This is a genomic window from Agromyces sp. NPDC029043 (assembly GCF_055564615.1).
Genome location: NZ_JBVHVX010000004.1, coordinates 48081 through 71817, shown reverse-complemented (window position 1 = coordinate 71817; position 23737 = coordinate 48081). Strand labels below are relative to the sequence as shown.

22 protein-coding genes are annotated in these 23737 nt (G+C 71.9%); 10 read left to right on the top strand and 12 right to left on the bottom strand.

What is annotated here, in order from left to right; translation table 11 throughout:
- Nucleotides 1-223 precede the first annotated feature (223 nt).
- Nucleotides 224-1408 carry an alcohol dehydrogenase catalytic domain-containing protein gene (locus ACZ4TW_RS07150; protein WP_465541548.1) on the top strand — a complete coding sequence of 395 codons (1185 nt, stop codon included), beginning with the start codon at nucleotides 224-226 and terminating at the stop codon, nucleotides 1406-1408.
- Nucleotides 1409-1454: 46 nt separating this feature from the next.
- Nucleotides 1455-1778 carry a DUF7882 family protein gene (locus ACZ4TW_RS07145; RefSeq protein WP_465541546.1) on the top strand — a complete coding sequence of 108 codons (324 nt, stop codon included), beginning with the start codon at nucleotides 1455-1457 and terminating at the stop codon, nucleotides 1776-1778.
- A 45-nt stretch (nucleotides 1779-1823) separates the two neighbouring features.
- Here the strand turns inward: ACZ4TW_RS07145 and ACZ4TW_RS07140 are convergent, their stop codons facing one another.
- Nucleotides 1824-2027, bottom strand: coding sequence for a hypothetical protein (locus ACZ4TW_RS07140; protein WP_465541545.1), 204 nt, complete (start codon nucleotides 2025-2027; stop codon nucleotides 1824-1826).
- Nucleotides 2028-2171: 144 nt separating this feature from the next.
- Here ACZ4TW_RS07140 and ACZ4TW_RS07135 point away from each other — a divergent pair, with 144 nt between their 5' ends.
- Complete coding sequence (locus ACZ4TW_RS07135) at nucleotides 2172-2783, top strand: SRPBCC family protein (protein ID WP_465541543.1); 612 nt, start codon at nucleotides 2172-2174, stop codon at nucleotides 2781-2783.
- Between the two features lie 30 nt (nucleotides 2784-2813).
- On the opposite strand, the gene ACZ4TW_RS07130 is transcribed toward ACZ4TW_RS07135, so the two are convergent.
- Nucleotides 2814-3170, bottom strand: a complete 357-nt coding sequence (locus tag ACZ4TW_RS07130) for a DUF7882 family protein (protein ID WP_465541541.1) — start codon at nucleotides 3168-3170, stop codon at nucleotides 2814-2816.
- A gap of 164 nt (nucleotides 3171-3334) precedes the next feature.
- Here ACZ4TW_RS07130 and ACZ4TW_RS07125 point away from each other — a divergent pair, with 164 nt between their 5' ends.
- The 4 genes from ACZ4TW_RS07125 to ACZ4TW_RS07110 all read left to right on the top strand — a co-directional run bounded on the left by ACZ4TW_RS07125 (nucleotide 3335) and on the right by ACZ4TW_RS07110 (nucleotide 6751).
- Nucleotides 3335-4216: an SDR family oxidoreductase gene (locus ACZ4TW_RS07125; protein WP_465541539.1), complete on the top strand. Its 882-nt coding sequence runs from the start codon at nucleotides 3335-3337 to the stop codon at nucleotides 4214-4216.
- 42 nt (nucleotides 4217-4258) lie between these two features.
- Nucleotides 4259-4531 (top strand): DUF7218 family protein, encoded by a 273-nt coding sequence (locus tag ACZ4TW_RS07120; protein WP_465541538.1) that lies wholly within the window; start codon nucleotides 4259-4261, stop codon nucleotides 4529-4531.
- A gap of 11 nt (nucleotides 4532-4542) precedes the next feature.
- The gene (locus tag ACZ4TW_RS07115; RefSeq protein ID WP_465541537.1) at nucleotides 4543-5520 is read left to right on the top strand and encodes a DNA topoisomerase IB; all 978 of its coding nucleotides are present in this window, start codon (nucleotides 4543-4545) and stop codon (nucleotides 5518-5520) included.
- A gap of 166 nt (nucleotides 5521-5686) precedes the next feature.
- On the top strand, nucleotides 5687-6751 hold the full coding sequence (locus ACZ4TW_RS07110) for a fatty acid desaturase family protein (protein WP_465541536.1): 1065 nt from the start codon (nucleotides 5687-5689) through the stop codon (nucleotides 6749-6751).
- Nucleotides 6752-6781: 30 nt separating this feature from the next.
- On the opposite strand, the gene ACZ4TW_RS07105 is transcribed toward ACZ4TW_RS07110, so the two are convergent.
- From ACZ4TW_RS07105 to ACZ4TW_RS07095, 3 genes are all read right to left on the bottom strand, one after another.
- The gene (locus ACZ4TW_RS07105; RefSeq protein ID WP_465541534.1) at nucleotides 6782-7123 is read right to left on the bottom strand and encodes a DUF7882 family protein; all 342 of its coding nucleotides are present in this window, start codon (nucleotides 7121-7123) and stop codon (nucleotides 6782-6784) included.
- Between the two features lie 110 nt (nucleotides 7124-7233).
- Nucleotides 7234-9666 (bottom strand): ATP-dependent DNA ligase, encoded by a 2433-nt coding sequence (locus ACZ4TW_RS07100; RefSeq protein WP_465541532.1) that lies wholly within the window; start codon nucleotides 9664-9666, stop codon nucleotides 7234-7236.
- Between the two features lie 37 nt (nucleotides 9667-9703).
- Nucleotides 9704-11533, bottom strand: coding sequence for a glycoside hydrolase family 15 protein (locus tag ACZ4TW_RS07095; protein WP_465541530.1), 1830 nt, complete (start codon nucleotides 11531-11533; stop codon nucleotides 9704-9706).
- A 118-nt stretch (nucleotides 11534-11651) separates the two neighbouring features.
- Between ACZ4TW_RS07095 and ACZ4TW_RS07090 the strand changes: the two genes are divergently transcribed.
- The 3 genes from ACZ4TW_RS07090 to ACZ4TW_RS07080 are packed head-to-tail and all read left to right on the top strand — an operon-like array spanning nucleotide 11652 to nucleotide 14388.
- Nucleotides 11652-13001, top strand: a complete 1350-nt coding sequence (locus ACZ4TW_RS07090) for a glucose-6-phosphate dehydrogenase (RefSeq protein WP_465541529.1) — start codon at nucleotides 11652-11654, stop codon at nucleotides 12999-13001.
- Between the two features lie 55 nt (nucleotides 13002-13056).
- Nucleotides 13057-14022 (top strand): non-homologous end joining protein Ku, encoded by a 966-nt coding sequence (gene ku / locus ACZ4TW_RS07085; protein ID WP_465541527.1) that lies wholly within the window; start codon nucleotides 13057-13059, stop codon nucleotides 14020-14022.
- 51 nt (nucleotides 14023-14073) lie between these two features.
- Nucleotides 14074-14388, top strand: a complete 315-nt coding sequence (locus ACZ4TW_RS07080) for a hypothetical protein (protein WP_465541525.1) — start codon at nucleotides 14074-14076, stop codon at nucleotides 14386-14388.
- Between the two features lie 43 nt (nucleotides 14389-14431).
- Here ACZ4TW_RS07080 and ACZ4TW_RS07075 read toward each other — a convergent pair whose 3' ends face one another.
- The 7 genes from ACZ4TW_RS07075 to ACZ4TW_RS07045 all read right to left on the bottom strand — a co-directional run bounded on the left by ACZ4TW_RS07075 (nucleotide 14432) and on the right by ACZ4TW_RS07045 (nucleotide 23532).
- The gene (locus tag ACZ4TW_RS07075; protein WP_465541523.1) at nucleotides 14432-14629 is read right to left on the bottom strand and encodes a hypothetical protein; all 198 of its coding nucleotides are present in this window, start codon (nucleotides 14627-14629) and stop codon (nucleotides 14432-14434) included.
- A 9-nt stretch (nucleotides 14630-14638) separates the two neighbouring features.
- Complete coding sequence (gene treZ, locus ACZ4TW_RS07070) at nucleotides 14639-16405, bottom strand: malto-oligosyltrehalose trehalohydrolase (protein WP_465541521.1); 1767 nt, start codon at nucleotides 16403-16405, stop codon at nucleotides 14639-14641.
- On the bottom strand, nucleotides 16402-18798 hold the full coding sequence (gene treY, locus ACZ4TW_RS07065; RefSeq protein WP_465541519.1) for a malto-oligosyltrehalose synthase: 2397 nt from the start codon (nucleotides 18796-18798) through the stop codon (nucleotides 16402-16404). The genes treZ and treY overlap by 4 nt, the downstream gene beginning before the upstream one ends.
- Nucleotides 18795-21002, bottom strand: coding sequence for a glycogen debranching protein GlgX (gene glgX / locus ACZ4TW_RS07060; protein ID WP_465541860.1), 2208 nt, complete (start codon nucleotides 21000-21002; stop codon nucleotides 18795-18797). Before glgX ends, treY begins: the two co-directional genes overlap by 4 nt.
- Before the next feature lie 155 nt (nucleotides 21003-21157).
- Nucleotides 21158-21622 carry a hypothetical protein gene (locus ACZ4TW_RS07055; RefSeq protein ID WP_465541517.1) on the bottom strand — a complete coding sequence of 155 codons (465 nt, stop codon included), beginning with the start codon at nucleotides 21620-21622 and terminating at the stop codon, nucleotides 21158-21160.
- Between the two features lie 111 nt (nucleotides 21623-21733).
- The gene (locus ACZ4TW_RS07050) at nucleotides 21734-23089 is read right to left on the bottom strand and encodes a M20/M25/M40 family metallo-hydrolase (RefSeq protein WP_465541516.1); all 1356 of its coding nucleotides are present in this window, start codon (nucleotides 23087-23089) and stop codon (nucleotides 21734-21736) included.
- Nucleotides 23086-23532 (bottom strand): DUF6098 family protein, encoded by a 447-nt coding sequence (locus ACZ4TW_RS07045; protein ID WP_465541514.1) that lies wholly within the window; start codon nucleotides 23530-23532, stop codon nucleotides 23086-23088. The genes ACZ4TW_RS07050 and ACZ4TW_RS07045 overlap by 4 nt, the downstream gene beginning before the upstream one ends.
- Nucleotides 23533-23737: the final 205 nt, after the last annotated feature.

Here is a 23737-nt window from a genome sequence, read left to right as displayed (position 1 = left end):
AGCGGTCGCGGCTGAGGCACGTTGGACGCATCGCATGTGATCCCCGATCGTCGGTGCCGTTCCGTCTCCCCCGGACATGTTCAACGTACGGCGGGGCGGTGGGGCCGAGTAGGGGATTGACAGAAGCGCTTCTCCGGAGAAGCGCTTCCCCCCGCGTGACGGGCGGTCGTCCGGGATGTCAAGGGTCTGGGGGCGTCGGGGGATGTCGCGTAGACCGGTCCGCATGCGTGCGCTCACCTGGCAGTCCACCGGCAACGTCTCCGTCGAGACCGTGCCCGATCCGACCATCGTCGAGCCGTCCGACGCGATCATCAGCGTCACGTCGACGGCGATCTGCGGGTCCGACCTGCACCTGTACAGCGTGTTCGGGCCGTTCCTTGAACGCGGCGACATCCTCGGCCACGAGGCGATGGGCGTCGTCGAGGCCGTCGGCGCCGACGTGAGCCGCGTGAAGGTGGGCGACCGCGTGGTGATCCCGTTCGTCATCTCCTGCGGCGAGTGCGTCATGTGCCGGGCCGGCCTGACGACGCAGTGCGAGACCACCCAGAACCGCGACCACGGCACCGGCGCCGACCTCTACGGCTACACCGAGCTGTACGGGTCGGTTCCCGGCGGGCAGGCGGAGTACCTCCGCGTGCGACGCGCCGACGCGAACGCGATCGTGGTCGGACGGCACCTGCCCGACGAGCGCTACCTGTTCCTCAGCGACATCCTCCCGACGGCCTGGCAGGGCGTCCGGTACGCCGGCGTGCCGGAGGGCGGCACGCTCGGGGTGATCGGGCTCGGGCCGGTGGGCCAGTTCGCGGTGCGGGTCGGCCGCCACCTCGGGTACCGCGTGCTCGGCGTCGACCCCGTGGTCGAACGACGGCTGCTCGCCGAGCGCTACGGCGCCGAGGTGTTCGACTCCGACGACGACACGCTCGAGGGGCTGCGCGACGCGACCGACGGCCGCGGGCCCGACGGGATCGTGGACGCCGTCGGGCTCGAGGCCCACGGCAGCTCCGGCGTGGAACTCCTGCAGAAGGCCGTCGGCCTCCTCCCGGACGCCGCGGCGAAGAAGCTGATGACCACCGCGGGCCTCGACCGCCAGGCCGCGCTGATGCTCGCCATCGAGGCGGTCCGGCGAGGCGGCACGGTCTCGCTCAGCGGCGTCTACGCCGGCGTGGCCGACCCGATGCCGATGATGACGATGTTCGACAAGCAGCTCAGCCTGCGGATGGGGCAGTGCAACGTGCAGGCCTGGCAGGAGGATCTCGTGCCGCTGGTCGAGGACGCCGACGACCCGCTGGGCACCGAGGACCTCGTCACGCACCGCGTGCCGCTCGAGCGAGCGCCCGAGATGTACGAGGTCTTCCAGAAGAAGCAGGAGGGCTGCATCAAGGTCGTGCTCAAGCCGGGACGCAGCTGAGCCCGGCAGCCGGAACGCGCGCCGCCGGGGCGCTAGATTCGAGGGCATGGGCAAGCTGATCTACAACTCCTCGAATCGCGAGATCGAGATCGAGGACCGCACCCTCGCGCACCTGCGCGTGGCGATCATCAACAAGCTGCGCCGCTCCGAGAGCTTCGCCATGACCTGGGAGCACGGCATCGAGCACGGCAGCGGGCGCACCACCCTGTGGCTGCACGAGTCCATCCCGCTGCAGTTCATCTTCAGCGGCAACCGACCGCCGAAGCTCAACCGCCTGTGGATCGAGCAGATGCTGCTCTCCGCGAACAGCACCGCCGGCCTGCAGTACGTGCCCGAGCCCTCCGAGGACGAGCCCTTCGAGATCGAGTGACCACGGCCGGATGGCGCGCCTCACGTGCCACCCGGACCCCGCCGCTCAGTCGACCGCCTCGATCTGCGTCTCGATGAACGCGACGTCGGCGGCGCCCAGCCGCTCGGGCGCGTCGGCGCCGGTGCGTTCCGCGATCTCGCCGCGCACGCGCTCCGACAGCGGAGCCGTCGGGTCCGCGAGGATCTCGTGCTTGGCCTCGATCGACAGGTGCGGCCACCACCGCTCGGCATCCGTCTTCCGGTCACCCATGCCGCACCCCCGAACGTCGCCGCTTGCGTGATTCCGTCGTACCAGCCGCCTTCCGGGCCTGCAACCCCCTCGACCCCCCGGAGCGCGCGTGCCTACCGTGGCCGCGGCGCGCAACCCTGCGTGCCGTCGAAACGGAGGTTCAACATGAGCACGACCGTCACCGCGGATGCCGAGGTGGACGTTCCCGTCCGGGTCGCGTACGACCAGTGGACGCAGTTCGAGTCGTTCCCCCACTTCATGAGCGGCGTCGAATCGGTCCGCCAGCTCGATGACACGACGACGCACTGGATCGTCTCCATCGCGGGAGTGAAGCGCGAGTTCGACGCCGACATCTCCGACCAGGTGCCCGACGACCACGTCGCATGGCGCAGCACGAGCGCCGAGGTCCACCATCGCGGGCGCGTCGACTTCCGGCCCGTCTCGGCCGACCGGACCCGCATCGACCTCACGATCGAGTGGCAGCCCGAGGGCTTCGTCGAGAAGGCCGGTGCGGCCCTGCAGGTCGACGACGCCCAGGTCAAGCGCGACCTGCATCGCTTCAAGGAGTACATCGAGAAGCAGGAGGTGCCGACCGGCGCCTGGCGCGGCGAGGTCCACGGCGGCCGCGAGACCGCCTCGGACGACTCGATCGGCCTTCCCGGCACCGCGAACCCCACGGGCACCGTCGGCGCCTCGGGCGTCGGCGGCACGGCCGGATCGGTGAACCCGCCCTCGAGCGAGGGCGTCATCGGGTCCGACCCCGACCTCCGGGCGTAGCCCGGCGCGAATCGCGAGCAGGCCTCGGCGCTACGCCGGGGCCTGCTCCGTGCCGGGCTCGAGCGTGAGCGGGTCGACCGCCGGAGCGTCCAGGACCTCGGGAACGAGCTGGATGCCACCCGTGGAGTTGGCCGACCGCATGAGCTCCTCGATCCACGCCCGGCTCAGCTCGGGGGGCTCGGGCTCGTCGAACACGAAGCGGAGCGGGATGTTGGGGTGGAGCCACAGCGTGCTCCGACCCGTCGGCTGCTCGTCGGGATGCTTCCACGAGACCGTGAACGACTCGCCGCGGCGGAGCTTGGTGATGATCGCGACCTTCAGGTGCGCCAGGGCTCGATCCTCGATGCCGATCGGCGTGCCCGCGTCGCCGTAGAACAACGTGCCCATGCACAGACCATAGCGCCGAGTGCGCGCCGGCGGGTGGCGGGTTACGCCGTCCGCCACCGCGGACGAACTCGCCGGACCGCGCTGTCAACCCGTCGCCGCTCCCGCGCGACGCGCGTAGCGTGGCAGCGCTGGACCATCCGGACGAACCGACGCGAGGAGGATCCGTGACCGACCACCTGACCGATCCGACGACCAAGCACACCGCCGAGCCGTTCCCGCGGCAGGAGCAGCCGCCGCCCGGCCTCACGCCCGCCATGTCGCCGCAACCCGACCACGGCGAGCACAGCTACCGCGGCCACGGCCGCCTCGCGGGGCGCCGTGCGCTGATCACCGGGGGCGATTCCGGCATCGGCCGAGCCGTCGCCATCGCGTTCGCGCGCGAGGGTGCCGACGTCGCGATCTCCTACCTGCCGGCCGAGCAGGCCGACGCCGAGGAGACCGCGCGCTGGGTGGAGGATGCCGGACGACGCGCCGAGCTGCTCCCCGGCGACCTGCTCGACGAGCAGTACTGCACCGACCTCGTCGACCGCACGTGCGACGCCCTCGGCGGCCTCGACCTGCTCGTGCTCAACGCCGCACACCAGCGCGACCGCGGCGGCATCGACGAGGTGCCGACCGAGGACTTCGACGCCGTGATGCGCACCAACCTCTATGCGACCGTGTTCCTCACCCGAGCGGCGGTCCCGCGGCTCGAGCCCGGGTCGTCGATCATCACGACCTCCTCGATCCAGGGCTTCGACCCGTCATCGCGACTCGTCGACTACGCCATGACGAAGGCGGCGCTCGTGGCGTTCACCAGGGCGCTCGCCGAGGAGCTCGGGCCTCGGGGCATCCGCGTCAACTCGGTCGCACCGGGCCCCATCTGGACGCCGCTCATCCCGGCGACCGGCTGGCCCGACAAGCTGCCGAAGTTCGGCCAGGACACCCCGCTCGGCCGTGCCGGGCAGCCGGCCGAGCTCGCGGGCGCGTACGTCTACCTCGCCTCCGAGGACGCCTCGTACACCTCGGGCGCGATCCTGCCCGTCACGGGCGGCAAGCCGCTCTGACGGCGGCCGAGCGGGGGGACCATCGGAAGGAAGGAGCAGGTCATGCCGGCGAATCGACGAGGGCAGTCGTCCCTCAAGGACCCGGAGCTCTACGAGAAGCTCCGCGACCAGGGCGACTCGAAGGAGAAGGCCGCCAGGATCTCGAACGCGGCCGCCGCGCGCGGGCGCAGCTCGGTCGGCCGCAAGGGCGGCAAGTCGGGCGACTACGAGGACTGGACCGTGCCCGAACTGAAGAAGCGCGCCAAGGAACTGGGCCTCAGCGGCTACAGCAGCAAGCGCAAGGGCGAGCTCATCAGCGCCCTGCGCAACCACTGAGGGGCGGGCGGATGCCGCGGCTGCGACGCGTCGAACCATACGCGTCGCCCGGCATCACCCGCCGCCGCAGCGGACGCGGCTTCACGTACCGGCACGCCGACGGTTCGCCCGTCGACCGCGCCGACCGGAACCGGATCGCCGACCTCGCGATCCCGCCCGCGTGGCAGGACGTCTGGATCGCCGACGCGCCGAACGCGCACATCCTCGCGGTCGGCGTCGATGCCGCCGGTCGCCGCCAGTACCTCTACCACCCCGTGTGGCGCGAGAAGCAGGACATGGAGAAGTTCCTGCGCATGACGGCGCTCGCCGAGGCGCTGCCGGGTGCGCGGCGGAGTGTGCGTCGCGACCTCGACCTCGAGGGGCTGCTGCGCGAGCGCGTGCTCGCGGCGGCGTTCCGCACCCTCGACCTGGGTGCCATCCGCATCGGCTCGGAGGAGTCCCTCGCGACCGCCCGCAGCCGGGGGCTGACCACGCTGCTCGTGCGCAACGCCCGGCTCGAGGGCGCCGACGCGGTGCGGCTGAAGTTCCGGGCCAAGGGCGGCATCGCGCAGGACCTCGTGCTGCAGGATGCCGCGCTCGCGGCGTTCGTCCGCGGCATGGAGGGCCGCTCGCCCTCGTCGCGGCTCTACGCGCACGAGCTCGGCCGCCGGATGCGGCCGCTCGGACCCGTCGACGTCAACGAGGACATCCGCCTGCGCACCGGCGGCGACTTCACCGCGAAGGACTTCCGGACGCTCCGCGGCACGATCGCCGCCGCGGATCGGCTGGCGCAGCTCGGCACGGAGGGCACGAAGCGGGCGCGCGCGTCATCCGTCCGGGAGGCCATCGAGTACGCCAGCACCGTGCTCGGCAACACCCCTGCCATCGCGAAGGCGAGCTACGTCGACCCGCGCGTGATCGAGGCGTACGAGCACGGCCGGCTCGTGAACCTCCGCGGCCTCCGCGAGACCGCGCTGCTGCAGCTGCTCGTCGACGACGCCGGCGAGTGAGGTCGAGGGTCACCACGCGGAACGCACACCGCGCACGCAGGCACCGCACGTAGGCTTGCCGCATCTGCAACGGGCGTTCGCCCGTGAACCACCGGCTGGGAAGTCGACGACGACGGGCCGGATCATCTCGACCATCTCCTCAGCCGTACCTGCGCGACCCGGCGCGGTGCGCACCACCTCTCCGCGCGGCGACCGACCCGGCGTCACGCACAGCTACTCGGCACTCTCGCAGGTCATCAAGGAGAGCGGCCTGCTGCGGCGCACGCCCTGGTTCTACGGGCTGCTCGTGGGCGGGCTCGCGCTCGCGCTCGGCGGCGCCGTCACCGGGTTCGTCCTGCTCGGCGACTCCTGGTACCAGCTGCTCATCGCGGGTGCGCTCGGCATCATCCTCACCCAGTTCGCGTTCGTCGCGCACGAGGCGTCGCACCGAGCCGTCCTCGCGTCGGGGCGCGCCAACGACCGCCTCGGCCGGCTGGTCGCGACCGCGGTCGTCGGCATCAGCTACCAGTGGTGGATGACGAAGCACACGCGCCACCACGCGAACCCGAACCGCGTCGGCAAGGACCCCGACATCGAGTTCGACACGATCTCGTTCACCGAGGAGTCGGCGGCTCGGCAGCGCGGCCTGCTCGCCTGGATCACCCGACGCCAGGGGTGGCTGTTCTTCCCGCTCCTGCTGCTCGAGGGCGTCAACCTGCACGTCACGTCGATCCGGTCGCTGTTCGAGCGACGCGAGGTGCCGGGCCGCGCGCTCGAGCTCGCGACCATCGCCCTGCGCATCGGCCTCTACGTGGGCGTGGTGTTCTGGGTGCTGCCCCTCGGCATGGCGTTCGCGTTCCTCGGCGTGCAGCTCGCGGTGTTCGGCGTCTACATGGGCGCCTCCTTCGCGCCGAACCACAAGGGCATGCCCCTCGTGCCGGCCGACGCGAAGCTCGACTTCCTCAGCAAGCAGGTGCTCACGAGCCGGAACATCACGGGCCGCTGGACCGGCGCGCTCATGGGGGGCCTGAACCACCAGGTCGAGCACCACCTGTTCCCGAGCATGCCCCGACCGCACCTCGGCCGAGCGCGCGAGATCGTGCGCGAGCACTGCCGATCGCTCGGCATCCCGTACACCGAGACGACGCTCGTGGACTCCTACGCGATCGTGGTGCGCTACCTCAATCGGGTCGGCCTCGCGGCCCGCGATCCGTTCGACTGCCCGGCCGCGACGCAGTTCCGGCGTCGGTGATGCGGCCGGCGGCCGATCGGATCGGCGGCGCTACGCCGCCTCGACCGGCTTCGGTCCGGTCCGCTCGGCCTCCTCGAGGGCGTTGAGGTCGATCACGATGCCCCCGCCCGAGTTGGCCGAGCGCATGAGCTCCTCGATCCAGTCGCGGCTGAGCTCGGGAGCCTCGACCGCCTGGAAGACGAAGCGGAGCGGGATCGCAGGGTGCAGCCACAGCGAGCTGCGACCGCGCGGCTGGTCGCCGGGGTGTCGCCACGACAGCATGAAGCTCTCGCCGCGACGGAGCTTGGTCGTGATCGCGATCTTCAGGTGCGCGAGTGCCCGGTCGTCGATGTCGACGGGGGTTCCGGAGTCGCCGTAGTAGAGGGTGCCCACGTGCGGCACACTACCCCCCAACGGGGGGCGTCGCACCGAATCATCCACCAATTCCATCGATTCGAGCGGTTCGGCGAGATATTCGGCCGAAATCGGATATGTGAACGATTTCAGCTCTCGAACGCGACGTCCTCGGGCCGCTTGTCGGGGCGCAGGCCGCGCCATCGCGGATGGCGCGCCACCCCCGTGCGCGTCCACTCGCCGAACTCGATCTCGCCGACCAGCTCGGGCCGGACCCACACCGCGTCGACCACGTCGGTCGCCGGGACGTCGTCGAACGGCGGCTCGGCCTGCCGGAGCTCGTCGAGCCGCGCGAGCAGCCGCTCGGAGTCGCGCTCGCGCAGGCCGGAGCCTACCCTGCCGGCGTAGCGCAGGCCGTCGTCGCCGGGGATCCCGACGAGCAGGGAGCGGATGCGACCCTCCCGCGCGCCGACCCCCTTCCGGTATCCCCCGACCACGACCTCCTGCGTGCGCGAGAGCTTCAGCTTGACCCAGTCGTCGGCGCGCACGCCCGGACGGTAGGTCGACCGCCGCCGCTTCGCCACGAGCCCCTCGAGCCCGAGGCGCTGCGCCTCTGCGAGGGCGGCGGCCGGTTCGCCCTCCACGAGCGGCGGAACGTCGACGGGCACCCCGTCGCGCGCGCGGAACAGCCGCTCGAGCCGTGCCCGCCGCTGCTCGTACGGCTCGTCGATCGTCGGGGTTCCGGCGATCTCGAGCACGTCGAAGAGGTGCAGTGCGACCGGCACGGCGGCGGCCGCCTCGGCGATCTCCCGCGGCTTCGACAGGTTCATCCTCCGCTGCAGCAGCCCGAAGTCGGGCCGGCCCTCCGCGTCGAGCGCGACGATCTCGCCGTCGACCACGGCGTCGCCGCGGAGCACGCGCGAGAGCCCAGCGAGGTCGGGGTAGGTCGCGGTCTGGTCGATGCCCTTCCGGCTCGCGAGCCGCACGCGGCCGTCGTCGACCCGGGCGAGCACGCGGATGCCGTCCCACTTCCACTCCAGCGCCCACTCGTCGCCGCTCACGAGGCCTCGCGTGCCGGGCACGGCGAGCATCGGCGAGTAGCCGACCTGGTCGGCGACATCTGCGGTCGCGGCCGGCTCCGAGCGAGCGGGGGCCGAGCGGGCGCGCGCCGAGCGAGCCGGCGCCCCGGGCCCCACGCCCGCGTGCTGCTCCTTCATGCGGTGCAGCAGCCACTGACTCTTCTCCCCCTCTCCCTGGGTCCGGATCAGCGCGAGCCGCACGCGCCCGAGCGGCCCGCCGACCCGGCCGGTGAGCGTGAAGATCACCTCGTCGTCGCGCCACTTCTCGGTCTCGTACGTGCCGGTGTCCCACACGGTCATGCCGCCCGCGCCGTACTGGCCCTCGGGGATCGTGCCCTCGAAGACCAGGTACTCCATGGGGTGGTCCTCGGTCTGCACCGCGAGGTTGTTGCGGCCGGATGTCTCGGGCACGCCCTTCGGCACCGCCCAGCTCTTGAGCACGCCCTCGCGTTCGAGCCGCAGGTCGTAGTGCAGCCGGCGCGCATGGTGCTCCTGGATCACGAACCGCGGCTCGCCGTCGTTCGCGACGCCCCACGCCGACTCGGGCATCGGCTCGGGCGTGGCACCGTGCGTGCGCATCGAGAGGTAGGTGCTCAAGGGGCCGTCGTCGGATGCCGCGGTGACCGCGAGCATCGGATCGCCGCGCTCGGCGACGCGCGCCAGGACCTCGTCGGCCTCGAGGTGCCGCAGCTCGGGGTCGTCGAGCTCCTCCCACGTGCGCGGCACCGCGACGGTGGGCCGGAACCTGCCGCGCAGGGAGTACGGCGCGATGGTGGTCTTCTTGCCGTTGTTCTGACTCCAGTCGATCAGCACCCGCCCGCCGCGGAGGCTCTTCTTCATGCTTGACACGATGAGGTCGGGATGGTCGGCCTCGAGGGCCCTCGCGAGCTCGTGGGCGACGGCCGACACCTGGTCGGAGGTCTGCGCGCCATCCAGCGCCGCGTAGAGGTGGATGCCCTTGCTGCCGCTGGTCACGGGCACGGCCTCGAGGCCCATGTGCTGCAGGATGCCGCGCACGAGCCGCGCGACCTCGGCGCACTCGACCAAGCCCATGCCCTCGCCCGGGTCGAGGTCGAACACCATGCGGTCGGGATTCGCGGGCGCCCCCGACGGGTCGAACCGCCACTGCGGGACGTGCAGCTCGATCGCGCCCATCTGGGCCAGCCACACGAGCGTGGCCCGGCTGTCGGCGATCGGGTACGACTTGTCGCCGTCGGTGTGGTGCTGCACGCCGCGGCGGATCCACTCCGGCGCGTGCTCCTCGAGGTTCTTCTCGAAGAACGCCTGCTCCGGATGCTCCGGGGTGCCGACGCCGTTCACCCAGCGCTTGCGCGTGATCGGCCGGCCCGCCACGTGCGGCAGCATCGTCGGCGCGATCTCGGCGTAGTACGCGATCATCTCGCCCTTGGTCATGCCGGTCGACGGGTACATGACCTTGTCGAGGCTCGTCAGGCGCAGCCGACGGCCGTCGACGTCGACCTGCTGGTACGGGCCCTGCGCCATCACCCCATCCTGCCGGGTCCGCCGTCGGGCGCGCCGTTCATTCGCCGCGGACCTCCGGCAGCTCCTCCGCCTGGCCGTGGGTCACCTTGGCGATCGCGTCGGCCGCGCGCACCAGCGTGAGGTGCGACAGCGCCTGCGGCGTGTTGCCCACGTGACGGCCGCCGACCGGGTCGATCTCCTCGCTCAGCATGCCGACGTCGTTGACGAACGAGTTCAGCCGCACCATGAGCGCCTGCGCGTCGGCCAGCCGGCCCGACGCGGCGTACTGCTCGACGAGCCAGAACGAGCAGGCGAGGAACGGGTTCTCGTCGCCGGGGAGGCCGTCGACATCCGTCTCGGTGCGATAGCGCAGCAGCAGCCCGTCACGGAGCAGCTCGCGCTCGATCGCGTCGACGGTGCCGAGCATGCGCGGATCATCGGCCTCGATGAACCCGATCTGCGGAAGCTGCAGCAGTGAGGCATCCGTGCCCCGCCCCCCGTAGAACTGCGTGAACGTGTTGCGCTTCTGATCGAAGCCGTTCTGCAGGATGTCGTCGCGCACCTCGTCACGGATGCGTCGCCACTCGTCGACCGGACCCGGCAGGCCCGACTCCTCGACGCCGAGGATGCCGCGGTCGAACGCGGCCCACACCATCGCCTTCGAGTGCGTGAAGTGCCGGTCGGGCCCGCGGATCTCCCAGATCCCGCGATCGGCTCGACGCCAGTTCGCGGCGAGGAACTCGAGCAGCGCGGTCTGCAACGGCCACGAGAACTCGTCCTCCTGGAGGCCGGCCGTCCGCGCGGCGTGCAGCGCCACCATGACCTCGCCGTACACGTCCCACTGCACCTGCGTGTACGCCGCGTTGCCGATGCGCACCGGTGCGGAGCCCGCGTAGCCGGGGAGGTGGCCGAGCTCGATCTCGGGCAGCCGGCGTGCGCCCTCGACGTCGTACATGATCTGGATGCCGGCGGGGTCGCCGGCGATCGCCCGGAGCAGCCACTGGCGCCACTTCTCCGCCTCCTCGCGGTACCCGTGCGTGAGGAGCACCTCGATCGTCAGCGCGGCGTCGCGCAGCCACACGTACCGGTAGTCCCAGTTGCGAACGCCCCCGAGCTCCTCGGGCAGGCTCGTGGTGGCTGCGGCGACCACGCCGCCCGTCTCGTCGTGCGTGAGCCCCCGGAGGATGAGCAGCGAGCGCTGGACCTCGCGGTCGTAGGGCGACGGGGGCTCGCTCCGCGCGGCCCAGTCCTGCCACCACTCGATGGTCCAGTCGAGGATGCCCGGCAGGTCGATCGGCGTCGGCGGCTGGTGGTGCGAGTCGTACCGCGTGAGGCCCACGTGCGCCACCTCGCCGGGGCCGACCGAGAACTCGGCGACGTGCGCGCCGTCCTCGGCGCGATGCGGGACCCCCCGGACGATGACCGCGTCGGGCCCCGCGATCGCGAGCAGGGCCGGCCCGTCGGCCTCGCGGACCTGACGGACCCAGGGCCGCAGCGCCCCGTAGTCGAACCGCAGGCGGATCACGTCGCGGAACTCGACCGTGCCCGTGATGCCGCGGACGACGCGCGCGAGGTTGCTGCGGCCGTCGCGGAACGGCATGAAGTCGATGACCTCGGCCTGTGCGTCGCCCACCCGCCAGGTCGTGCGGAGCACGAACGTGCCCGGCACGTACTCGCGCACGGCGACGGCGTCGGCCGAGGTGGGTCGCAGGCTCCAGTGCCCGGCCTCGGGGCCGCCGAGGAGCGCGCCGAACATCGACGGCGAGTCGAAGCGCGGCAGGCACATCCAGTCGATGCTGCCGTCGCGCGAGATCAGCGCGCCGGACGCGCCATCCGCCACCAGCGCATAGTCCTCGATCGGCGTCGGGCCCTCCATATCGTCCGACACTGACCACCCGGGTGAGCCGCTGTCAACCCCGTGGACGGGTCGGGCCGGGCGGGCGTCGCCGGGCATACCGTGGGAGCAGGCGCACGGGTGCGCCGGGCGGCGGATGGAGGGAGACCCCGTGACGGCTTCGGCGACACTGCTCATCCTCGGCGCGGACGGCGACCTGACCCGACGCCTCCTCCTGCCCGGGCTCGGCACCCTGCTCGCGGCGCACGACGTCGAGCTGGAGGTGATCGGGTCGGGGCTCGAGGACGTGTCCGAGAGCGGATGGCGCGAGCTCATCGCGACGGCGCTCGAACCGGTACCCGAACCGCGTCGCTGGCGCATCGTCGACGGCTCGCGCTACGTGCGGGCCGATGCGACCGATCCCGGCGCGCTCGGCGGCCTGCTCGCCGCGTGCGGCGCGGTGCCCGTCGTCTACTTCGCCCTGCCGCCATCCGTCACCGCTCGCGTGTGCCTCGCCCTCGAGGGCCTGGAGACGCCGGCGGGCATGCGGCTCGCCCTCGAGAAGCCGTTCGGCTCCGACCAGGCGAGCGCCCGCCGGCTCAACGAGCTGCTGACCCGCATCGTGCCCGAACGGCAGGTGTACCGCATCGACCACTTCCTCGGCCGAGCCACGGTGCTGAACATCCTCGGCACGAGGTTCGCGAATCGGCTGATCGAGCCGGCGTGGCACCGCGGGGCGATCGAACGGGTCGAGATCGTCTACGACGAGACCCTCGGCCTCGAGGGGAGGGCGGGCTACTACGACGGCGCGGGCGCGCTCGTCGACATGGTGCAGAGCCACCTCCTCGCGGTGCTCGCACTCGTGGCGATGGAGCCGATCGATCGCGTCGACGAGGTCGTCCTGCGCGACGCGATCGCGCGGGTGCTGCGCGACACCGACGTCTGGGGCGGCGATGCGGTGGGGGCGAGCCGGCGCGCCCGGTACGGTGCGGGCGAGGTCGAGGGCCGCGCGCTGCCGGCGTACGCCGACGAGCCCGGCGTCGATCCGGCCCGCGAGACGGAGACGCTCGCCGAGATCGTCGTGCAGGTCGACACCGACCGATGGCGCGGCGTCCCGTTCGTGCTGCGGTCGGGCAAGGCGCTCGGCCGGAGCAGGAAGATCGCGCGGGCCGTGTTCCGGGCCGCGGCGCCGATCGAGGGACTCGAGGGCCGACCCCACTCCGACTGGATCGAGCTCGACCTGCGTTCCGGCGAGGTGCTCGTCGGCCTGACGATGAACGGCGGCGGCGACCCCTTCGTGCTCGAGCAGACCACGCTCGTGGCGCAGCAGGTTCCCGGCGCGCTGCTGCCGTACGGCGAGGTGCTGAAGGGAATCCTCAACGACGACCCGACGCTGTCGGTCCGCGGCGACGTGGCCGAGGAGTGCTGGCGCATCGTCGAGCCGGTGCTCGCCGCGTGGCGGGAGGGCGGCGTGCCGCTCGAGGAGTATCCCGCCGGCTCCGACGGGCCGTCGGGCTGGTAGGCCCCCTCCACCGCAAGGGGTACCGTTCGCGGCATCCGGGGTGTGTACTGGGGAGATGCGAGCCGTCTGGAAGGGGGCGGTCACATTCGGCCTGGTCAATGTGCCCGTCAAGTTGTACAGCGCGACCGAGGATCACGACGTGTCCCTGCACCAGGTGCACGACAAGGATGGCGGGCGCATCAGGTACCAGCGCGTGTGCGAGATCGACGGCGAGGTCGTGCCCTACCAGCACATCGACAAGGCGTACGACGACGGCGAGCGCACCGTCATCATCACCGACGAGGACCTGAAGTCGCTGCCCGCCGAGCGCAGCCGCGAGATCGAGGTCGTGGAGTTCGTGCCGACCGAGCAGGTCGACCCCATCCGCTTCGACAAGAGCTACTACCTCGAGCCCGACTCGGCGTCGAACAAGGCGTACGTGCTGCTGCGCGAGGCGCTCGAGTCGACCGAGCGCACGGCGATCGTGCGGATGGCGCTGCGGCAGAAGACGCGTCTCGCCGCGTTGCGCGTGTACGGCGACGTGCTCATGGTGCAGACCCTGCTGTGGAACGACGAGGTGCGCGAGGCGAAGTTCCCCTCGCTCGACGAGAAGGCGCGCATCAGCGACAAGGAGCTCGAGCTCTCCAAGCAGCTCATCGAGAGCCTCTCCAGCGACTTCGACCCCGACCAGTTCGCCGACGAGTATCAGAAGGAGCTGCGCACCCTCATCGCGGCGAAGCTCGAGCAGGGCGACGCGATCGACACGGCCGCGACGTTCGGCGAGCAGCCCGAGAAGGAGGAGGGGGGCGAGGTCATCGACCTCATGGAGGCGCTGCGCCAGTCGATCGCGGCCAAGCGCGGCGGCGACGAGGAGAAGCCCGCGGCTTCCTCGGCGAAGTCCTCGTCCTCGAAGTCCGCCTCCTCGAAGCCGGCGACCTCGAAGCCGGTCGCCAAGTCGGCCTCCAAGCCGGCGTCGAAGGCCTCGTCGGATGGCGCGGCCAAGCCGGCGACGCGGCGGAAGACGACCAAGAAGGCGGGCTGACACGCCGTCAACCCCTGTGCGCAGTCCGATGCGGCGACGTAGCCTCACGCCATGAGCGACAACGACGACATGCTCTCGCGGTTCGCGGCCGGCGAGGGCGAACAGGGACCGCCGGCACCCGGTCGGATCGACACGTCGGGATCGGGCGACGACGTCCCCGGCGCGAACACCAACCCCGACGACGACCGCACCAGCCCGAGCAGCGAGGCCGAGACGGCGGCCAAGCAGGCCGACCCGATCCCCGACCGCGTCGCGGCCGACGTCGACGCGTCCGAGGTCCGCGCCGTACCCGGCACGGGCGGCCCCGATGATGCGGGCGATGTCGACGTCGACCCCGACGAGCTGAACCTGCCCGGCCACGCCTGACCGTCCGCGACGGTACCCGACCAGGCGATGCGACGCCGCCCGGTCAGTCGCGCGCGGGGAGCTCCGGCAGGGCGCCGAGCGCCCAGGCGTAGTGGCCGCCGAGGCACTCGTGCACGGGCTCGGCGAGCGTGGCGCCGCCGAGCCACGGCCGCCCGTCGCTGAAGATGGCGTCGTCGTCGAGCGCGTCGAAGCGCTCTTCGGCCTGTCGCACGAGGTCGGCGCGGTGCGTCGGGATCGTCACGGCGCCAGACTACGCGGACCGTCGGACGAGGAGCACGGCCGCCGACTCGCCGGGGAGCACGAGCATCCCGCCCGACGGGACGACGTCGGCGAGCGCCGGTCCCGTGGTCAGCAGCACCTCGGCGTCGCCGTCGGGTTCGACCTCCCACGGCACGAGGCCGAGGTTGGCGAGCACGACGACCCGCTCGGGCGCCGCGGGATCGCCCCGCTCCATCCGGAACCGCTTGGCCGCGTCGTCGGCCCACGCCGCCGTGTGCGCGAACGCCGGATCGGTGAGCTCGGGCCGCGCGCGACGCAGGGCGAGCAGCCGGCGGTGCAGGTCGAGCAGGCGCGCGTGCGCGCCATCGGCCTCGGTCGCCTCGGCCCAGTCGAGCTTCGACCGGCGGAAGGTCTCGGGGTCCTGCGGATCGGGCACCACCGAGCGGTCCCAGCCCATGCGCGCGAACTCCTCGATGCGACCCTCGGCGGTCGCGCGGCCGAGCTCGGGCTCGGGATGCGACGTGAAGAACTGCCACGGCGTCGATGCGCCCCACTCCTCGCCCATGAACAGCATCGGCGTGAACGGGGTCGTGAGGTTCAGCACCGCGGCGACGGCGAGGCGCCGCTCGCCCAGCGCCGGCGAGATGCGGTCGCCCGCGGCGCGATTGCCGACCTGGTCGTGGTCCTGCGTGAAGGTGACGAGCCGCCACGTCGGCACCGCCGGGTCGACGGGGAACCCGTGGTCGCGGCCGCGGAACGAGGAGAAGGTGCCGTCGTGGAAGAACCCGCCCGTCGTCGTCTTCACGAGCGCGTCGAGCGACGCGAAGTCGGCGTAGTAGCCCTCGGTCTCGCCCGTGAGCGCGACGTGCATCGCGTGGTGGTGGTCGTCGCTCCACTGCGCGGTGAGACCGTAGCCGCCGGCCTCGCGCGGCATGATGAGCGTCGGGTCGTTCAGGTCGGACTCGGCGATGAGCGTGAGCGGCCGGCCGAGGTGGGCCGAGAGCGCGTCGGCGTGCTCGGCGAGCTCGCGCAGGATGTGCCGTTCCGAGCGGTCGCGCAGGGCGTGCACTGCGTCGAGCCGCAGGCCGTCGACGTGGAAGTCGCGCAGCCACGTCATCGCGTTGTCGACGATGAAGCGGCGCACCTCGGGCTCGTCGAGGTTCACCGAATCGCCCCACGTGTTGCGCTCGGCGGTGCGCAGGTACGGTCCGAACCGCGGCAGGTAGTTGCCGCTCGGCCCGAGGTGGTTGTAGACGACGTCCTGGATGACCGCGAGGCCGCGCGCGTGGCACGCATCGACGAACCGCTGGTAGGCGGCCGGGCCGCCGTACGCCTCGTGCACGGCGTACCAGAGCACGCCGTCGTATCCCCAGTTGTGCGTGCCGTTGACGGCGTTGACGGGCAGCAGCTCGACGAAGTCGACGCCGAGGCCGACGAGGTGGTCCAGGCGCTCGATCGCGGAATCGAGGGTGCCGTCGGGCGTGAACGTGCCGACGTGCAGCTCGTAGACCACGCCGCCCGCGAGCTGGCGGCCGGTCCACGTCGAGTCGGCCCAGCCGTGCGCGGCGAGGTCGAACGCCGCGCTCGCCTCGTGCACGCCGCGCGGCTGGCGCAGCGACCGCGGGTCGGGCAGGGCGCGCTCGTCGTCGTCGAGCACGAACCCGTACTCGTCGCCGGGCGCGAGCTCGACGTCGGCACGCCACCGGCCGCCGTCGACCCGCTCCATCGCGACATCCGGATGCCCCGGCCGCCGCAACGCGACGCGTTCGGGGATCGGCGCCCATACCTCGACGGTCATCGGGTCTCCTCGGGTCGGGCGGGGGCGAGCAGGGCCACGGGGTAGGTCGCGAGCAGGTCGGCGAGGCGGATGGCGCCGCCGTCGTACCGACGCCCGGTGAGCGCGTCGACGAGCGGAGTGCGGCGCACGAGCACGACGGTGTCGCCCCAGGCCTCGGGGCGCCCGGACGCCTCGGGCTCGGCGCCCGTGATGGCCGCGAGGCCGACCGGCAGGCGGGTCGCGACCGTGACGGCGCCGCCGCGGTCGAAGGCGAGCGCGTGCCGGTCGGCGCCGCCCGCGACCTCGAGCGGGGTGTACCGCGTGAACAGCTCGGGGCGATCGCGACGCAGGCGGAGCGCGCGCGAGGTGACGAGCAGCTTGGCCGCCGCGGTCGCGTCGACGGGCGGCAGCTCGCCGCGCTCGAACGCGGCGTCGACCTCGCCGAGCATCCGCCGCCGCAGGTCGAAGTCGACCGGGCGTCGGTTGTCGGGGTCGACGAGGCTCGTCTCCCACAGTTCGCTGCCCTGGTACACGTCGGGCACGCCGGGCATGGTCAGCTGCAGCAGCTTCGCCGACAGGGAGTTGGACCAGCCCGCCGGCGCGAGCCACGCGACGAACGCGTCGAGGCGCTCCCGCACGGCGGCCACGTCGTACGCGCGATCGATCACCTCGTGCATGCGACGTTCGAACGCCTCGTCGGGTGCGGTCCAGTGCGTCGAGACCGATGCCTCGCGCGCGGCCTTGTCGGCGTACGCGTGCGCCCGCTCGCGCTCGAGGGGCCACGCGCCGACGATCGCCTGCCAGAGCAGCGCGTCGAACGGTCCGTCGCCCGTGGAGCCCGCGGTCGCGCGGAGGCCCTCGAGCTCGATCGACCAGCGCTCGGGGACCTCGGCGAGCGCGTCGATGCGGGCGCGGACGTCTTCGCCGCGCTTGGTGTCGTGCGTCGAGAGGGTCGTCATGGAGTGCGGCCAGGCCGCCTGCCGTCGCAGCTGGCGGGCGTGGAACGCATCGACCCCGATCGCGAACTCCGAGGGATCGCCGCCGACCTCGGTGAGGGAGCCCAGCCGGGTGTAGCGGTAGAACGCGGTGTCCTCGACGCCCTTGGCCATGACCATGCCGCTCGTCTGCTGGAAGCGGATCGCGACCGGATGCTCCGGGTCGGCGAGCACGGGCACCAGCGCGTCGACGGCGGAAGCGAGGTCGGGCCGGTGCTCGCGCGCGAGCCGGGCGGCCTCGTCGAGGTGGTCGCGGCCGGCGGGCAGGTAGGAGCGGTACACGGGGAAGCACGCGAGCAACTCGGCGATCGCGTCGGCCGCGTCGCGGGGTCGCGGTTCGGGCAGCATCCGCTCGAGCCGCAGCACCTCGCTGCGCAGGATGCCGTCGGCGATCCCGCGCTTGGTGCCGTGGATGAGCTCGTGCCAGTCGGTCGGCCCGGCGATACCCGTCTCGGCGCGCAGCCTCGCGTCGAGCGCGTCGAGCGCGGCCTCGCCCGCCGGGTCGACGAGCACGCGGTCGACGTCGGCGAGCGCGTCGTATCCGGTCGTGCCGTCGGTGCGCCAGTGCGGCGGGAGCGCCTCCTCGCCCTCGAGGATCTTCTCGACGAGCACGTACGCGTCGCCCGTGGCATCCGCCAGCCGGTCGAGATAGTCGCCGGGCGCGGCGAGCCCGTCGGGGTGGTCGACGCGGAGCCCGTCGGCGAGGCCGTCGCGTACCCAGCGCACGATCTCGGCGTGGGTCGCGTCGAACACCTCGGGCCGCTCGACGCGGACGCCCGCGAGCTCGTTGACCGCGAAGAAGCGGCGGTAGTTCAGCTCGGCGTCGGCGCGGGTCCAGTGGACGAGCTCGTAGTGCTGGCGATCGTGCACGGCGACGACATCGGCGCCGTCGTCGGCCGTGCCCGGGGCGAGCGGGAACCGGTGCTCGAAGTAGCGCAGCTCGTCGTGCTCGACCCGCAGGTCGCCCGCGCCGGCGGCCTCCTCGATCGTGCCGCCGAGCACCGGGATCCGCACCCGGCCCCCGGCGAGCGCTGGGTCCACGTCGAAGGCGGCGGCGTGCGGCGACTCGGAGCCGAGCTGCAGCAGGCTCCACCACCAGGCGTTCTGCGCGGCGTCGGCCACGCCGACGTGGTTCGGCACGATGTCGACCAGGATGCCGCGACCGCGCGAGTGCGCGGCATCCGACACGGCCTCGAGGCCCGCCTCGCCGCCGCGTGCCTCGTCGACCCGGTCGTGCGCGACCACGTCGTAGCCGTGGTCGGATCCGGCCCGGGCGGGCAGGATCGGCGACAGGTACACCCAGTCGGCACCGAGCGCGTCGAGGTAGTCGACGACCGCGGCCGAGTCGTGCAGGTCGAACGAGGGCCGCACCTGCAGCCGGTACGTCGAGCGCGGCTCGCGGCGCGGCGCCCGGCTCACTGGCCGGCCTCGACCTTCGGCGGGGGCGCCTCCTCCTTCGCGGCGGCCACCATGGCCGACAGCGAGGCCGCCACCGAGTGGTCGACCTCCTCGGGGGTCGGGTCGTGCGCGCAGAGCACGACCATCGAGCGCTGCTCGAGCTCGATCCGTCCGCCCGGCTGCAGGGGGTCGCTATCGGCGCGCTTGCCGGCGGTGTCGATGAGCACCTCCCACTCGGGCGAGAACTCGTGCATGGGCAGGCTGAACTCCACGGCCTCGTCGTGCGCGTTGAACAGCACGATGAAGTGCCGGTCGACGATGCGCTCGCCGCGCCGGTCGCGCTCGCGGATGCCCTCGCCGTTCAGGAACACGCCGATCGCCTTGCCGAACCCCGCGTCCCAGTCCTCGGGCTCCATGGTCGACCCGTCGGGACGCAGCCACACGATGTCGGGCACGCGGTCGCCCTCGCCGCGACGCACCGGGCGGCCGTCGAAGAAGCGGCTGCGGCGGAACGTCGGATGCTCGGCGCGCAGCTTCGCGACGGCGGCCGTGAACTCGATCAGGGGCTGGTCGGCGTGCTCCCAGTCGATCCAGCTCAGCTCGTTGTCCTGCGCGTAGACGTTGTTGTTGCCCTGCTGCGTCCGGCCGAGCTCGTCACCGTGCGAGAGCATCGGCACGCCCTGCGACAGCAGCAGCGTGGTGATGAAGTTGCGCTGCTGCCTCGCGCGGATCGTGAGGATCGCCGGGTCGTCGGTCGGTCCTTCCACGCCGAGGTTGTACGAGCGGTTGTGCGATTCGCCGTCGCGGTTGCCCTCGCCGTTGGCATCGTTGTGCTTCTCGTTGTACGAGACGAGGTCGCGCAGCGTGAATCCGTCGTGGGCGGTGACGAAGTTGATGGATGCCACCGGGCGGCGCCCGGAGTGCTCGTAGAGGTCGGCCGAGCCGGTGAACCGCGAGGCGAACTCGCCGAGCGTGGCCGGCTGGCCACGCCAGAAGTCGCGGACGGTATCGCGGTACTTGCCGTTCCACTCCGTCCACTGCGGGGGGAAGTTGCCGACCTGGTAGCCGCCGGGCCCGACATCCCACGGCTCGGCGATGAGCTTGACCTGCGAGACCACCGGGTCCTGCTGCACGAGCTCGAAGAAGGTCGACAGCTTGTCGACCTCGTAGAACTCGCGCGCCAGGGTCGAGGCGAGGTCGAACCGGAACCCGTCGACGTGCATCTCGAGCACCCAGTAGCGCAGGGAGTCCATGATGAGCTGCAGCGAGTGCGGGTGGCCGACGTTCAGCGAGTTGCCCGTGCCGGTGTAGTCCATGTAGTACTGCTTGTCGTCGTCGACGAGCCGGTAGTAGGCGGCGTTGTCGATGCCGCGCATCGAGAGCGTGGGCCCGAGGTGGTTGCCCTCGGCGGTGTGGTTGTAGACCACGTCGAGGATCACCTCGATGCCGGCCGCGTGCAGCGACTTGACCATGGCCTTGAACTCCTGCACCTGCTCGCCGCGCTGCCCCATCGAGGCGTAGGCGTTGTGCGGTGCGAAGAACGCGATGGTGTTGTAGCCCCAGTAGTTCGACAGGCCCTTCTCCTGCAGGGTGCCGTCGTTGACGAACTGGTGCACCGGCATGAGTTCGATCGCGGTGACGCCGAGCTTCACGAGGTGATCGATGACGGCCGGATGCCCGACGGCCGCGTACGTGCCCCGGATCTCGTCGGGCACGCCGGGCAGCGTCTGCGTGAGCCCCTTCACGTGGGCCTCGTACACGAAGGTCGACGCGTACGGGGTGCGCAGGCGCCGGTCGCCGCTCCAGTCGAAGAACGGGTTCGTGACCACGCCGAGCATCATGCTCTTCGCGGAGTCCTCGTCGTTGCGCTTTTCGGGCTTGCCGAACTGGTAGCCGAACAGGGACTGGTTCCACTTCAGCTCGCCGTCGACCGCCTTGGCGTACGGGTCGAGCAGGAGCTTCCTCGGGTTGCAGCGCAGTCCCCGTGCAGGGTCGTTCGGGCCGTGCACGCGGTATCCGTACCGCTGGCCGGGCTGCACCTGCGGCAGGTAGGCGTGCCAGATGTACGCGTCGACGTCGATCAGCTCGACGCGCGTCTCACGGCGCCGGTTGTCGAACAGGCACAGCTCGACGCGTTCGGCGACCTCGCTGAAGAGCGCGAAGTTCGTGCCGTTGCCGTCGAACGTCGCGCCGAGCGGATAGGTCGAGCCGGGCCATGTGTGCAATTCGTCCCCCAACGGTGAGCCTCAGGCAATCGTAGGGTGCGGATGCACGACGGCGAGGCCGGTTGACAGCCACCTCCCCCGGCATGCGAACGGCCGGAGCGGGATGGCTCCGCGCTCCGGCCGTCCGGGTGTCACCGACGGAATCGCCGAAGGGATTACTCCTCGCCCTCGGCGCAGACCGAGTTGACCTCGGTCGCGGCCTCCATCACCGCCGTCTGCTGCTCGGCCATGGCCTCGGGATCCTGCTCGACGACGGTCTCCTCGGGGTCGTCCTCGGACGGGCCCTCGGTGAGTTCACCCGCGTACTCCGAGACGCTCTCGATCTCGGCCTTGAACTCCTCGACGGCGGCGGCGAGCTCCTCGTTGTCGCCCGCCTCCTCGACGGCCGCGTCGATGCGCGACTTCACGTCATCCATGTACGTCTGGATCTCGTCGGTGGACGTCGCCGAGGCGAGCGTGTTCTGGACGCCGTTCGAGATGTCGCGAATCTCGCTCGCGACCGTGGCGCAGGTGTCTTCGGCCGGCGCGGCGGTGTCGCCGCCGCCTCCTCCGGCCGCGCACCCCGACAAGGTGAGCGCACCGGCGAACACCAGTGCGGCGGGAATGGCGATACGTCGCATAACGTCAACTCCTCTGTTCTTGTGAAACAGATGGGAGCCTACTCCGGAGCGCCGACACGGGAAACGCCCCTTGACGCGCGTCGTCCCTCCGGCGTCCGAGTCGCGAGGGTCTCAGGCCGGTCCGAGCGCCTCCGGCAGCCGGCGCCAGTACTCCGCCAGCGTCGCGGCTCCGCGCTCGAGCACGTCGAGACGCACGTGCTCGTCGGCGGCGTGCCAGCGGTCGCTCGGCAGCCCGGTCCCGAAGAAGACCACCGGCGCGCCGGTCGCGCGCGCGAGCAATTCGACCGGGCCGCCGCCTCCGTTGCCCATGCGGCCGACGTGGGTGTGGTCGAAGCCCACGCGCATGGCGTCGGCCAGCGCGTCGAGCGCCGGGTGATCGGGGGTGCGGTACGGCGGTTGGGCGGTGGTCATGTCGAACTCGAGCTCGTGGCGGATGCCGGGGAGCATGCGTTCGATCCACTCGCGGAAGCGAGCGCTCGCCTCCTCGGGACGCTGGCGTCCGGCGATCCTGATGCTGAACTCGGCGGTCGCCCGGGCGGGGATCACGGCCCGGGGAAGGTCGCCCGTGTCGCCACCGCTCACGCTGATGACCTCGATGGCCGGACGTGCCCAGAGGCGTTCGGGGATGGGCGCGTCGGGGTCGCCGGCGTCGCGGTCGGTCCCGGTGGCGTCGACCCACCGGTCGGCGTCGATCGCCACGTCGTAGCGGGCGGCAGTCGCTGGATCGGCGGCGGGATCGCTCGTGGCCGCGATGCCGTCGACGGCCAGCCCTCCGCGCTCGTCGTACACGGCGGCGATGACCCGCGCGAGATCGTGGATCGGGTTGGGGGACGTGCCCGATACCGTGCCGCTGTGCACGTCGCGGTCGGGGCCGAAGACGGTGAGCGTCGCACCGACCATGCCACGAGCGCTGACGCACACGGCCGGGCGATCGGCCTCGAGCAGCATCGTGTCGCTGAAGACCACCAGGTCGGCCCGCACGTCGCGGGTGCGGTCCTCCAGCAGGTCCGCGAGGTGCGGGGAGCCGAGCTCCTCCTCGCCCTCCACGAGGAACCGGATGTTCACGGCCGGCTCGCCGCGACCGGAGAGGTGCGCCGCGAGGCCCATCAGGTGCGCGCACACCTGGCCCTTCGCGTCGGACGCCCCGCGGCCGTAGAGGCATCCGTCCCTGATGACGGGCTCGAACGGCGAGGTCTGCGTCCACTGCTCCTCCCGTTCGGCGCGGACGTCGTGATGGCTGTAGACGAGCACGGTGGGCAGCGTCTCGCTGACCTGCCACTCCGCGAACACCGCGAACGAGTCGCCCTGGGGCCACGTCTCGACGCGCGGGAAGCCGAGCCGACGGCACCGATCGGCGAGGTACTCCGCCGACCACCGCATCGCGCGGGTGCGCTCCGGATCGCCGGCCACCGACGGGATGCGCACCCAGTCGGCGAGGAGGTCCGGCATGGTCCCGGGCTCCGTCATGCGCTCGCGCTCTCCTCATCAGCGTGACCCTCGCTGCCCTCGGGACCCTCGCCTGCCGCGAAGCGCTCGTGGTAGCGCCGCCGGGCCTCCTGCAGGAGTGTCTCGTCGAGGACGGCAAGCCAGTCGACGTCGACCAGCAACGGTTCGCAGTCCGGACCCCGCGCCGTCACGTCGCCGGCGACCAACCATGCCCGGCGGTCCGGGTTCCGGCGCCCGAGGTGCTCGTACTGGCAGAGCTGCCGCGCGATCCAGTCGCCGGCCGGTCGGGTCCACCAGGATTCCGGGTTCAACGGATTGGCCGACAGCCCTGGGAGCTCGAGTCCGCTCTCGACGTCGATCGAGGTCTCCTGCCGATCATGCTCGGGACCCTCGGAGTAGCGCACGTAGAGTCGGCGCGTCCGCAGCTCGTCCTCGAGGTCGTCGATCGAACGGATGCGTCGCATGCTCTGATCGCCTCCTCCGCCGACCGGACTCGTCGATCGTCACGCTAGGGCGCGCGGTGCGCGGCGCCCAAGGGACTTGTGCCGCTGCGGAGCCGCGCGTATAACGCCGACTCCCCCGCCGCATCCGACGCTCGCTCTCTGGAAGCCCCTTGCGCCCCGAAGGGGGACTTGACGAACCAGCGGAGTATTTCCCCGAAACGCAGCC